This window comes from Achromobacter veterisilvae, assembly GCF_037619525.1.
Taxonomy (GTDB): Bacteria; Pseudomonadota; Gammaproteobacteria; order Burkholderiales; family Burkholderiaceae_B; genus Achromobacter; species Achromobacter veterisilvae.
The window spans coordinates 5414889-5427803 of the sequence record NZ_CP148753.1 but is presented as its reverse complement, the minus strand read 5'-3'; the positions used below and the strand labels follow the sequence as shown (position 1 = coordinate 5427803).

General features: G+C 68.0%; 10 protein-coding genes. 9 read left to right on the top strand and 1 reads right to left on the bottom strand.

The features are described from left to right. The first annotated feature begins 14 nt into the window (after positions 1-14). The 9 genes from WHX56_RS25195 (at position 15) to WHX56_RS25155 (ending at position 12282) form a co-directional block, all read left to right on the top strand. Entirely contained in the window at positions 15-788 is a 774-nt protein-coding gene (locus WHX56_RS25195; RefSeq protein WP_338879310.1) for an ABC transporter ATP-binding protein, read from the top strand. 5 nt (positions 789-793) lie between these two features. Continuing rightward, positions 794-1570, top strand: a complete 777-nt coding sequence (locus WHX56_RS25190; RefSeq protein WP_338879309.1) for an ABC transporter permease — start codon at positions 794-796, stop codon at positions 1568-1570. Positions 1571-1674: 104 nt separating this feature from the next. Further along, complete coding sequence (locus tag WHX56_RS25185; protein WP_338879308.1) at positions 1675-3771, top strand: ATP-dependent helicase; 2097 nt, start codon at positions 1675-1677, stop codon at positions 3769-3771. A 68-nt stretch (positions 3772-3839) separates the two neighbouring features. Then, positions 3840-4844, top strand: a complete 1005-nt coding sequence (locus tag WHX56_RS25180) for a magnesium and cobalt transport protein CorA (RefSeq protein ID WP_338879307.1) — start codon at positions 3840-3842, stop codon at positions 4842-4844. 303 nt (positions 4845-5147) lie between these two features. Continuing rightward, on the top strand, positions 5148-5792 hold the full coding sequence (locus tag WHX56_RS25175) for a thermonuclease family protein (RefSeq protein WP_338879306.1): 645 nt from the start codon (positions 5148-5150) through the stop codon (positions 5790-5792). 88 nt (positions 5793-5880) lie between these two features. After that, positions 5881-8118 (top strand): ABC transporter substrate-binding protein, encoded by a 2238-nt coding sequence (locus tag WHX56_RS25170; protein ID WP_338879305.1) that lies wholly within the window; start codon positions 5881-5883, stop codon positions 8116-8118. Next, complete coding sequence (locus tag WHX56_RS25165; protein WP_338879304.1) at positions 8115-9092, top strand: ABC transporter permease; 978 nt, start codon at positions 8115-8117, stop codon at positions 9090-9092. The genes WHX56_RS25170 and WHX56_RS25165 overlap by 4 nt, the downstream gene beginning before the upstream one ends. Positions 9093-9097: 5 nt before the next feature. Then, a complete protein-coding gene (locus WHX56_RS25160) occupies positions 9098-10597 on the top strand; it encodes an ABC transporter permease (protein WP_338879303.1) in 1500 nt (499 codons plus the stop codon). After that, positions 10594-12282, top strand: coding sequence for an ABC transporter ATP-binding protein (locus WHX56_RS25155; RefSeq protein WP_129239814.1), 1689 nt, complete (start codon positions 10594-10596; stop codon positions 12280-12282). The genes WHX56_RS25160 and WHX56_RS25155 overlap by 4 nt, the downstream gene beginning before the upstream one ends. 66 nt (positions 12283-12348) lie before the next feature. On the opposite strand, the gene WHX56_RS25150 is transcribed toward WHX56_RS25155, so the two are convergent. Then, complete coding sequence (locus WHX56_RS25150) at positions 12349-12894, bottom strand: MarR family winged helix-turn-helix transcriptional regulator (RefSeq protein ID WP_129239815.1); 546 nt, start codon at positions 12892-12894, stop codon at positions 12349-12351. Between the last annotated feature and the right edge of the window lie 21 nt (positions 12895-12915).

The window sequence follows — 12915 nt, the reverse complement described above, 5'->3', positions numbered from 1 at the left end:
GCCAGGAGAGTCATATGCCAGGTTTTCTGGAGCTGGATCGCGTCAACCGGATTTATGAGTCCGAGCGCGGGGCCTTGCACGCGCTGAAGGACGTGACCCTGTCGATACAAGAGGGCGAGTTCATCAGCATCGTCGGGCCTAGCGGCTGCGGCAAAAGCACCTTGCTCAAATGCATGGCCGGGCTGGAGCGGGCCTCGAGCGGACTTCTTTCCCTTCAAGGGCGGGCGATCGTCGAGCCGCCGCGCAACATGGGCGTCGTGTTCCAGCGCGACCTGCTGCTGGAATGGCGCAACATCCTGGACAACGTGTTGCTGGCGGCGGAGTTCCACGACGTCAAGCCCCGCGACGTGGAACCCCGCGCGCGCGAACTGCTGACGCTGTTCGGCCTGGGCCAGTTCCTGGAGCGCTTTCCGCGTGAGCTGTCGGGCGGGATGCGGCAGCGCGTATCGATCTGCCGGGCGCTACTGCTGGATCCCCAGTTGCTGTTGATGGACGAACCTTTCGGCGCGCTGGATCCTTTCACGCGCGACGAATTGAACGCTGAACTGCAGCGCACATGGCTGGCCACCGGCAAGACCGTGGTCTTCATCACGCACTCGATCGCCGAAGCCGTCTATCTGGGCTGCCGCGTCGTCATCATGGCGCGCGGACCCGGGCGCATCGAAGAAGTCGTTCCCATCGAGATCGAGCGGCCTCGCGGGCTGGGCGTGCGGGAAACGCCGGCCTTCGTCGATTGCGTCAAGCACATCCGCGATACGTTTCGCGGGCTGGGCATTTACAAGGAATAGCCGCGATGAAATTGGTCTGGTCCAACATTACGCGCCGCTGGGAAGTGCTGGTCACTTCGCTGGTGCTGTTGCTGATCTGGGAAGCCTGTGTGCGGATCTTCGAAATACGCGGTTTTCTGCTGCCCGCGCCCAGCAAGATCGTGGCGCAGTTTCTGGCGTCGCCCGCCTATTTGCTGCGCGAGAGCCTGGATACGATGGTCACCACCCTGCTGGGCTTTGCGCTGGCGGTGGTGCTGGGCATCCTGGCCGCCATCGGCATCGTGTATTCGCGCTTCCTGGATCGCACGCTGTATTCGCTGCTGGTGGCGCTGAACGCCGTACCCAAGGTGGCGCTGGCGCCGCTGTTCGTGATCTGGCTTGGAACGGGCGCCGCGCCCAAGGTGGCCATCGCGATGCTGATCGCCATTTTTCCCATCCTGATCGATACGGTGCTGGGCTTGAAGTCGGCGGATCCGGACATGCTGGCGATGGCCCGGGTCAATCAGGCCAGCCGGGCGAAAATGCTCTGGAAGATTCGCTTCCCGAACGCCTTGCCCAGCATCTTTGCCGGCATGAAGGTCGGTATCTCGTTCGCGCTGGTGGGCACCATCGTCGGCGAATTCGTGGCCGGCGGTTCGGGGCTGGGGCATGTGATCCTCGTGGCGCAGGGCAGCTTCGACACGCCCACGGTGTTCGTCGCGCTGGCCCTGCTGTGCCTCTTGGGCGTGCTGTCATTCAAGGCGATCGAACTGGCCGAGCGCCGGTTGTTGACCTGGCATGCCTCGCAGCTAGGCCTGCACTAGGCTGCTATGATGGCTGGATATATAACCAGTTATAGGGGCCGGGGCGCCTGCAAAACAGGCCCCGCCCGGGTGGCCATCGCGCCGGCCACGCGCCCCTACGCGTCATGTCCGATCAGAATCCTTCCCCTGCGAACCGCCGTCCCGACCCCTTGGCCGACCTCAACCCCGCCCAGCGCGAGGCCGCCGAGTTCGGCGTGGCCGGCGCGCCCGGGGACGACGGCCCCCTGCTGGTGATCGCGGGAGCGGGCTCGGGCAAGACCAATACGCTGGCGCACCGGGTCGCGCACCTGATCCTGAACGGCGCGGATCCCCAACGCATGCTGCTCCTGACGTTCTCGCGCCGCGCGGCGCTGGAAATGGAGCGGCGCGTGGGGTCGGTGCTGCAGCGGGTGATGAACCTGCGCGCCACGCAGCCGCCGCCGTCGCTGCCCTGGGCCGGCACCTTCCACGCGATCGGCGCGCGGCTGCTGCGCGATTGCGCGCAGCGGATCGGCCTGTCCGAAGCCTTCACCATCCACGACCGCGGCGACGCCGAGGACCTGATGGGCATGGTCCGCCATGAACTGGGCCTGTCTTCCACGAAATCCCGGTTTCCGCTCAAGGGCACCTGCCTGGCCGTCTATTCGCGCGTGGTCAACAGCCAGACCCCGGTGGCCGACGTGCTGAAGACGTCCTTTCCCTGGTGCGCCCAATGGGAAGAGGAACTGAAGAACCTGTTCCGCGGCTACGTCGCGGCCAAGCAGGACCAGCAGGTGCTGGACTACGACGACCTGCTGCTCTACTGGGCGGAGATGATGTCGGACCCCGGGATAGCGGCCGACGTGGGGGCGCGCTTCGACCATGTGCTCGTGGACGAATACCAGGACACCAACCGCCTGCAGGCGGCCATCCTGCTGGCGATGAAGCCCGACGGGCGCGGCCTGACCGTGGTGGGCGACGACGCCCAGTCCATCTATTCGTTCCGCGCGGCCACCGTGCGCAACATCCTCGACTTTCCGGCCCAGTTCCCCAAGCCCGCGCGCGTCATCACGCTGGACCGCAACTACCGTTCCACCCAGCCCATCTTGAACGCGTCCAACGCCGTCATCGGCCTGGCGACGGAGCGCTATGCCAAGGATCTCTGGACCGACCGCCAGTCGTCCCAGTTGCCCGAACTGGTGACGGTCAGCGACGAAGCCGGGCAGGCGCGCTGGGTGGCCGACCAGGTGCTGGCGCAACGCGAAGCCGGGGCCGCGCTCAAGTCGCAGGCCGCGCTGTTCCGCACCTCCAGCCACAGCGCCGCGCTGGAACTGGAGCTGACCCGCCGCAACATCCCCTTCGTGAAATTCGGCGGCCTGCGCTTCCTGGAGGCCGCGCACGTGAAGGACCTGCTGTCGTTGCTGCGCTGGGCCGAGAATCCGCGGGGGCGCATGGCGGGTTTCCGCGTGGCGCAACTGCTGCCGGGCATCGGCCCCGCCACCGCGGGCAAGCTCATGGACGCCATGTCCGCGTCGGCGGAACCCTTGCGCGCGCTGCGCGAATTCAAGCCGGGCGCGGCCGCCCAGGAAGAGTGGGGCGGCTTCGCCAATACCTACGCGGCGCTGTGCGATCCGGGATTGAAATGGCCGGCCGACGCGGACCTGGCCCTGCGCTGGTACGCGGGGCAGCTAGAGCGCCTGTACGACGACGCGCGCGTGCGCCGGGCGGATCTCGACCAGTTGTTGCGCATCGCCTCGGGCTACCCGTCGCGCGAACGCTTCCTGACCGAACTGACGCTGGATCCTCCGGACGCCACCAGCGACGAATCGGGCGCGCCGCTGCGCGACGAGGACTACATGATCCTGTCCACCATCCATTCCGCCAAGGGGCAGGAATGGAAGGCGGTCTACGTCCTGAACGCGGTGGACGGCTGCATCCCGTCCGACATGAGCACCGGCACCGCGGAAGAAATCGAAGAGGAGCGCCGGCTGCTGTACGTGGCGATGACGCGCGCCAAGGAACGCCTGCAGCTCATCGTGCCGCAGCGCTTCTACGTGCACCAGCAGACCGGCATGGGCGACCGCCACGTGTACGGCTCGCGCACCCGCTATATCTCGAATGCGATGCTGCCGCTGTTCGACCACCTGCCCAAGCTGCCCGACCTGCCCGCGGGGCGCGGCGCGCCGAAAGAGCCCCAGGCGCCCAGCGTGGACGTGGCCCGGCGGGTGCGCAGCCTGTTCTAGTAGAACGGGCTATCATCGCCCGATACCTACAAGCTGTCCGGCAGGGATCGCATTGCCCGAGGGTGTTTATGTCTACTGAAGAACGTGCCGCCGACCCGACGACGCGCGAGGTCGTGGCGTCGATCGCCTACGTGAACGGACGGCGGGAGCGCGAGGTTCCCATCGACCAGGTCGCGCAGTACGTCGGCCGGGACCAGGGCATGCTCTGGATCGGCCTGCGCAATCCCGGTCCGGAACTGCTGGCCAGGGTCGCGCGCGAACTCGGCGCCTGCGACAAGAACCAGGAAGAGATGCTGGAAGCCCACCGGCGGCCGAAGATCATCGACTACGGGAACATGATCCTCATCGTTGCCATCACGGTGGAGGTCGAGGCCGAGCGGCCCATTTTCGGCGAAACCCAGTTCCTCATCGGCGACGGTTTGCTGGTCACGGTGCGCCGCGGCGCCACCGCCGGCCACAGCCCCCTGCGGGAACGGCTGGAGGCCTCGCCCGATCTTCTCAAGCGGGGCAGCGACTACGTCGCGTCCGAATTGCTGGACTGGCTGGTCGACCGCTACGTCGCGGCGGCCGGCAAGATCGAGACGGTGGTGGAGGGCGCCGAGCAGAAGCTCCTGATCCGGGGCGCCAAGGACTCCGACATCCGCCGGCTGTACCGGCAGCGGCGCGACCTGCTGCGCATCCACACGGTGGTGTCGCCACTGGCCGAGATCTGCCGCCGCCTGGCGCGCGTGGAAATGTCGGCCGTGGACGAACACGCCCGCCCATACTTCGGCGAAGTGGCCGACCGCGTGCTGCGCGTGGACGAACTGTTCAGTTCCCTGCGCGAATCCCTGGCGTTCGCCTTCGAAGCCAGCCTGATGATCGGCCAGGCGGCGCAGAACGACACCACCCGCAAGCTGGCCTCCTGGGCCGCCATCCTGGCCGTGCCCACCGCCATCGCCGGCATCTACGGCATGAACTTCGAATTCATGCCCGAACTGAAATCCCCCTGGGGCTATCCCGTCACCCTGGGCGCCATCGCGACGGCGTGCTCCGTCCTGTACTGGCGCTTCCGCAAATCCGGTTGGCTGTAGGATGGGTGAAGCGCGAGAGTCCTTAAGCAAGAACCCCAGCATCCAGCGCGCGCAACCCATGCGGCCGTGAGAAACCGGCGCCCGGCATCGGCCGACAACAGCCGATTGCGGCCGCATGGGTTGCGCGCGTTCAGCGCTGTCGTTCTTGCTTAAGGACTCTCGCGCTTCACCCATCCTACGCCGCTACTCCCTGTTTTTCGGCTCCCGGCAAGAATAGCCGCCCCGCCGCCGGGCCGCCCCAAGGCGGCGCGGGGGCCGACCATCTATGGCACACTCCCACCGTTTTCCTACCTGGAGCCGGCGGTGCGTCGCAAATCTCCCTTTGGCGGCAGCAAGCTGACCGCCCTGGCCGTGGCCGTGATTCTTGCGGCCGCGGGCGCCATCGTCAATTGGCTGCAGCCCTCGGAGCCGGAAGGGCGGCGGTCGCCCCCCTCCGCCCAGAACCGGCCGGGCCCGGCCCTGGCGGGTGGGATTCCCCAGGGCAGTTACACGCTGACGGGCGCCATCGTCAATGTCGCCGACGGCGATACCGTGACCCTGCGCGCGCCGGACGGCCAGCGCAGGATCCGCATGGACAGCATCGACGCGCCCGAGGAGGGCCATGGCGCCGAACAGCCCGGCCAGCCCTATGCCGAGGCCTCGCGCAAGCACCTGGCCGGCCTGGTCGCGGGCAAGACGCTCACCGCGCAATGCTACGAGCAGGACCAGTACGGACGGGACGTGTGCGCGCTGATCCTGGAAGACGGCCGCTCCGCCAACCGCGCCCAGGTCGAGGCCGGCTACGCCTGGGCCTATACGGCGCGGCAGGGCGACTACCTGCGCGACAAGGCCATGCCGGACCTCCAGCGCCAGGCCAAGGCGGCCGGGCGCGGCCTGTGGGCCCAACAGGGCGCCATGCAGCCCTGGAAATGGCGCTACGACTGCTGGCGGCAGCGCCAATGCGGCTGACCGGCAGCCGGCCGTAGGGGATGCCTGGGTATGGGCCCGGGCCCGTGTTTGCTATCCTCTGTCGCAACGATTCGAAGGGAAGGTTTCCATGCGTGCACTGAAGCGGCTCTGGGCGACGGCCATGCTGTTGTTGCTGGCGTTGGCGGGCTGCTCGCAGGAAAGCCCCATCAACAGTCCCTATCCGTCCGGCGCCGAAGCCCGGAACACGCTGTATTCCGCTTTCGTCAAGCGTTCCCCGAAGTACCTGGACCCGGCCAGTTCCTATTCCGGCGATGAAACGCCCTATACCTACAATATCTACGAGACGCTTTACGGCTACCACTATCTGAAGCGGCCGTACGAACTGGTGCCGCGCGCGGCGGCGTCGATCGATCCGCCGGTCTACCTGGACGCGCAGGGCAACACGCTGCCGGCCGACACGCCGGGCGAGCAGATCGCGCAAAGCGTCTACGACATCAAGATCCGCCCGGGTTCGCGCTTCGCGCCCCATCCGGCGTTCGCCCGCAAGCCCGACGGCGGCTACGACTACTATCCGCTGGCGCCGGGCGAGCTGGACGGCAAGTACTACATTCCCGATTTCCCGCGCACCGGCACACGCGAACTGACCGCCGACGACTACGTCTACGCCTTCCGCCGGCTGGCCAGCCCGCGCGTGGTGTCGCCGATTTCCTCCCTGATGGCCGAGCACGTGGCCGGCCTGAAGGAATACGGCGAACGCCTGCGCCAGCGCGACCAGGCGCTGCGCCGCGGCGCGCCGGGCGGAGCCGGCGCGCCGCCCTGGCTGGACCTGCGCGAGCCCGACGGCTTCACCGGCGTGCAGGCGCTGGATCCGCATACGCTGCGCATCCGCGTCAACGGCAAGTACCCGCAGTTCAAGTACTGGCTGGCCATGACCTTCACGGCGCCCATCCCCTGGGAGGCCGACCGCTTCTACAGCCAGCCCGGCATGGCGGCGCACGACCTGTCGTTCAATACCTGGCCCGTGGGCACCGGCCCGTACATGCTGGTGGAGTCCTTGCAGAACCGCCGCCACGTGCTGGGCCGCAATCCCAATTTCCACGGCGAACCCTATCCCTGCGAAGGCGAGCCCGGCGACCGCGCCGCCGGCCTGCTGGCGGACTGCGGCAAGCCCACGCCCTTCATCGACCGGGCGGAATTCAGCGTGGAAAAGGAAATTACCCCGCTGACGGGCAAATTCACTCAGGGCTACTACGACATGCCGCAGATCGAGCGCGGCGAGTACGGGGTGGCCATGCTGGTCGCCGCCGCCGACAGCCAGGACAAGGCGCGTCTCTACAGCGAGCACGGCATCAAACTGCCCACCACGGTCGAGACCGCCAACTGGTACATGGGCTTCAACTGGCTGGACCCCGTCGTGGGCAAGGGCGATACGCCCGAGCAGGAGGAAAAGAACCGCAAGCTGCGCCAGGCGATCAGCATCGCCTTCGACTGGGAGGAATACGTGGCGGTGTTCGAGAACAGCCAGGCGTCCGTGGCCTACGGGCCGGTGCCGCCCGGCGTGCTCGGCTACCGCGATCCGCCCGAGGGCGTGAATCCGGTGGTCTACGACCTGGTGGACGGCAAGCCGGTGCGCAAGTCCGTGGACGCGGCCAAGCGCCTGCTGGCCGAAGCCGGATACCCGGACGGCCGCAACGCCAAGACCGGCGCGCCGCTGGTGCTGTACTACGACTCCATGTCGGGCGGCGGCTCCAATCCGCAGTTCGACTGGATGCGGCGCCAGCTTGCCAAGATCGGCGTCCAGTTGGACGTGCGCGCCACCGACTACAACCGCTTCCAGGACAAGATGATGCGTGGCGCCGCCCAGATCTTCCTGTGGGGCTGGAGCGCCGACTATCCCGACGCCGAGAACTTCCTGTTCCTGTTGTACGGCCCGAACGCCAAGGCCAAGGGCGGAGGCGAGAACGCCGCCAACTACGCCAGCCCCGAGTACGACCGCCTCTTCGAACAACTGAAGTTCCTGGACGACGGCCCCGAAAAAGAACAGTTGATCGCCAGGATGGTGGCCATCGTGCAGCGCGACGCGCCCTGGATGTTCGGCTATTTCCCGATGTCGGGCGGCGCCTACCAGCAATGGGTGGGCAACGCCAAACCGACGCAGATGGTTCGCAACACGCTCCAGTACATGAAGATCGACCCCGAACTGCGCCAGCGGAAAATCGACGAATGGAATTCTCCGCGGTGGTGGCCCATCGGCGTCTTCATATTGCTGCTGGCGCTGGCGGTCTGGCCTTCCTACGTGGCGCTGAAGCGGCGTGAACGCCAGACGGCATTCGTGCCGCGCGTCGGCAAGGAGCATCAATCATGATCGGCTACGTGATCCGCCGGCTGCTGTACGGCGTGCTGATCCTGATCGGCGTGAACCTCTTCACCTTCATCCTGTTCTTCGCGGTGAACACGCCCGACGACATGGCGCGGCTGGCCATCGGCGGGCAGCGCGCCAACCAGGAAGCGGTGGAAAAATGGAAGGCCGAACGCGGCTACGACAAGCCGCTGTTCTTCAATGGCCAGGCGCAGGGCGCGGCGCGGCTCACCGACACGGTGTTCTACCAGCGTTCGGTGCCGCTCCTGGCCATGGACTTCGGCGCTTCCGACGGCGGCCGCGACATCGGCCGCGAGATCCAGACGCGCATGGGGCCCAGCCTGGCGCTCGCCGTGCCCACCTTCATCCTGGGGCTTTTCGTCAGCATCGTCTTTTCCCTGACGCTGGTGTATTTCCGGGCCACGCGGCTCGACTTCTGGGGCGTGGTGCTCTGCGTGCTGCTGCTGTCCATCTCCAGCCTGTTCTACATCATCGCCGGCCAATGGGTCTTCGCGAAGCTGCTGCGGCTGGTGCCGTTCTCGGGCTTTTCCGGGGGGCTGGACGCGGTCAAGTTCCTGGCGCTGCCGGTGCTGGTGGCCATTGTGTCGCGGCTGGGGCCGGAGGCGCGCTTCTACCGCACCCTGTTCCTGGAGGAGATCGGCAAGGACTACGTGCGCACCGCCCGTTCCAAGGGGCTGGCCGAGCGCGTGGTGCTGTTCCGGCACGTGCTGCGCAATGCCATGCTGCCCATCCTGACCAGCACGGTGGCCGCCTTGCCGCTGCTGTTCATGGGCAGCCTGATCGCGGAATCCTTCTTCGGCATCCCCGGCCTGGGCAGCTACACCATCGACGCCATCAACGCGCAGGACTTTTCGATCGTGCGCGCCATGGTGTTCCTCGGTTCGGCCCTCTACATCGTCGGGCTGATCCTGGCCGACATTTCCTACACGCTGGCCGACCCCCGCGTCAGATTCGAGTAGCCGACATGCCCAAGTTCGTCTTCCTCTGGACCGATATCGCGCTGTGGCTCATGGCGCTGGGCGCCGCGGCCTACGCCTGGCGCGTGCGCCGCAGCCCCAACCTGCGCGCGACCTGGGTCCGCGTCGCCCGCGATACGCCCGCCATGTGTTCGGCCGTGATCCTTTCCGCCTTCGTCGCGGTCGGCCTGCTCGATTCGGTGCACTACCGGCCGCTGCTGCCGCCGGCGCCCGGGGCGGCGGCCGACGCGGGCCCGGTCTATGCGCCCGCGGTCCAGTCGGCGCTGGACGGCCTGCTGGCCGGCAGCGTGCTGACGCGGCCGGAGAAAACCTATTCCGTGCCGCTGGCCGTGCGCCAGTTCACCAAGGAAACCCTGCTCGTCGACGGCAAGCCGGTGCGCGACTTTCCCCGGCTGCGCGGCGCGGGCGTGCACCTGGACGATCCCGACCGGGATCACTTGGGCGATGTGCTCAAGCGGCTGGGCGGGGGCCTGGCCGGGGGGCTGGCGGTCGCGCTGGCGGCGGCGGGGCTGCTGTCTGTCTGCTTGGCGCGGCGCGCCCGGACGGCCGCCGACACAGAGGGCGGCCATGCCGGCGTGCCATGGGTCGCCATGTTGCTGACGTTCACGCTGCTGTGCCTGGCGGTCGGCGCCCTGGCCGGGCTGTCCAGCGGCTACCATGCGCTGGGCACCGACCGCATCGGCAACGACGTGCTGTGGCAGGCGCTGAAAAGCATCCGCACCGCGCTGGTCATCGGCAGCCTCACCACCATCGCCATGCTGCCGCCGGCGATCGTCTTCGGCATCGCCGCCGGCTATTTCAAGGGCAAGGTCGACGACGCCATCCAGTATCTCTACACCACCATCACCTCGATCCCGGGCGTGCTGCTGGTGGCCGCCTGCGCGTTGATGATGCAGGTCTACATCGACAACCACGCCGACCTGTTCGATACCTCCGCCGCGCGCGCGGACCTGCGCCTGTTCCTGCTCTGCATGATCCTGGGGTTCACGGGGTGGGCGGGGCTGTGCCGCCTGCTGCGCGCGGAAACGCTGAAGCTGCGCGAACTGGAATACGTGCAGGCGGCGCGGGCGTTCGGCGTGTCGCACTGGCGCATCATGACGCGCCACCTGCTGCCCAACGTGGCGCACCTGGTGCTGATCACCATGGTGCTGGAATTCTCGGGCCTGGTCCTGTATGAAGCCGTGCTGTCCTACCTGGGCATCGGCGTGGATCCCAGCATGAATTCCTTCGGCTCCATGATCGACGGCGCCCGGCTGGAGATGTCCCGCGATCCCATGGTCTGGTGGAATCTGATGACCGCTTTCATTTTCATGCTGGCGCTGGTGCTGGCGGCCAATCTGTTCGCCGACGCCGTGCGCGACGCCTTCGATCCCCGCACCCGCCGTTACAAGCCCGGCCGCATCGCCCGCTACGGCCTGTTCGGCCGGGGGGCCAAGCCCGCGCTGGCGGCGGACGCCCGCCAGTCCCGGCCGGGAGACGCGCCATGAACCAGGCTCCCTTGCTGGAGGTGCGCGGCCTGGACGTGGACATCGCCGGCGAAAGCGGCATGACGCACGCGGTCAAGCGCTTGCAACTGGCCATCGCCCGGCGGCAGACTTTCGCGCTGGTCGGCGAATCCGGCTGCGGCAAGAGCATGACGGCGCTTGCCTTGCTGCGCCTGCTGCCGGACGCCGGGCGCATCGTGGGCGGGCAGATCGACCTGGACGGAGAAGACCTGAACCGCCTGCCGGAAAGCGCCATGCGCGGGGTGCGGGGCGGCCGGATCGGCATCATTTTCCAGGAACCGTCCACCAGCCTGAACCCGGTCATGCGGGTGGGCGACCAGATCGTCGAAACGCTGGCCGCCCATACGCCCCTGCGCGGCGCGGCGGCGCGCGCGCGCGCCATCGACTGGCTGCGGCGGGTGGGCATCCCCGAGCCCGAGCGGCGCGTCGACGACTATCCGTTCCAGTTCTCGGGCGGCCAGAAGCAGCGCGTCATGATCGCCATCGCGCTGGCGGCCGAACCGTCGCTGCTGATCGCCGACGAGCCGACCACGGCGCTGGACGTCACCGTGCAGGCGCAGGTGCTGGATCTGCTGGCAGACATCCAGCGCGAAATGGGCATGGCCGTGCTGCTGATCACGCATGACCTCGCCGTCGTGAAGAACGTGGCCCACCACGTGGCCCTGATGCGCGGGGGCGAGATCGTGGAGAGCGCCGACGCCGAGGAGTTCTTCCGGGCGCCCAAGCATCCCTATGCGCGGCAACTGTTCGAAGCCATTCCCACCTTCGAGAAGCGCGGCGTTCCCTTGACGGAGCCGGGCCGCGAGGCCATGGCCCGCGGCGGCCGCGCCGCGGACCGGGCCGCGCGCGGCGGCGTGGTGCTCGACGTCCAGGACCTCAAGGTCCATTACCCCGTGCGCAAGGGCCCGCTGCGCCGCATCGTGTCCTGGGTCAAGGCCGCCGACGGGGTCACGTTCACGCTGAAGGCGGGCGAGACTCTGGCCCTGCTGGGCGAGTCCGGCTGCGGCAAGACCACCACCGGCAAGGCGCTGCTGCGGCTGATCGACGGCGCGCGGGTGTCGGGCCGCGCCATGTTGCTGGGACAGGACCTGCTCGTCGCCGACCGCCGCAAGCTGCAGCGCCTGCGGCAGGACATCCAGATCGTCTTCCAGGATCCCTACGCCTCGCTCGATCCGCGCATGCGGGTCGGAGACATCCTGGACGAAGGCCTGGCGTCCCTGCGGCGCGGCATGAGCAAGGAGGCGCGCGCCGAACGGGCGGCGCGCCTGGTCGAACGGGTCGGCCTGCCGGCCAACACCCTTGCCCGCTATCCGCATGAATTCTCGGGCGGTCAGCGCCAGCGCATCGCGATCGCGCGGGCGCTGGCCGTCGAACCGAAAGTGCTGATCTGCGATGAGCCCACGTCCGCGCTGGACGTGTCGGTGCAGGCGCAGATCCTGGACCTGCTGCGCGAGCTGCAGGACGAACTGGGCATCGCCTACCTGTTCATCACGCACAACTTCGGCGTGGTCGAATACCTGGCGGACCGCATCGCGGTCATGGAGGGCGGCCGCATCATCGAACTGGGGCCGGCCGCCGAGGTGCTGCATGCGCCGCGCCAGGACATGACGCGCAGGCTGCTGGCGGCCGTGCCGCGCCTGCAGTTCGGTCCGTCCGGACCCGCCTGAAAGCCGATGCGCCCCGTTCCTCGCGGAACGGGGCGCGCATTGCCATGCCGGGCCGGAGTCCGCCCGTCAGAACGTGCGCTGCGCGCTGCCCGCTTCCAGCCAGACGAGCGTGTCGTGCCGCAGGGCACGCACGCACTGCGCCAGGTAGGCGTGCACCGTTTCCAGCTCCATGGCGTCGTAGCGGCGCGCCGTCGCCGCGACCGCGTCGGCCACCCACTGCCGTTCCTGCAACAGGTGCTGGCACTGTTCCTCGACCGGCCGGATGACGATCATCCGGCGGTCCAGGGGATGGCGGCCGCGCTGCACGTATCCGGCCGCCTCCAGCCGGTTGATCAGGGCCGTCGCGCCGCCCGAGCTGATGCCCATCAACTGGGCGAGCTGCCCGGTGGGCAGGGCGTCGAACTCCATCACCAGCTCCAGCGCCTTCAGGTCGGCCAGTGGGATGCCCAGCTTTTCGGCGAGGGCGGACTGGCACGCCGCGTGGTAGGCGGCGAACTGCCTGCCCAGCATCAGGACGACGTCCTCCAGCATCTCCGGACGCGCTTCGCTTCTGCGCGCATCGGGCATCACGGTCACATGCTCGTGGCGCAGAATGGTCTCTTGTTGCAGCATGGCTTCGCTCCCTTGAGGATG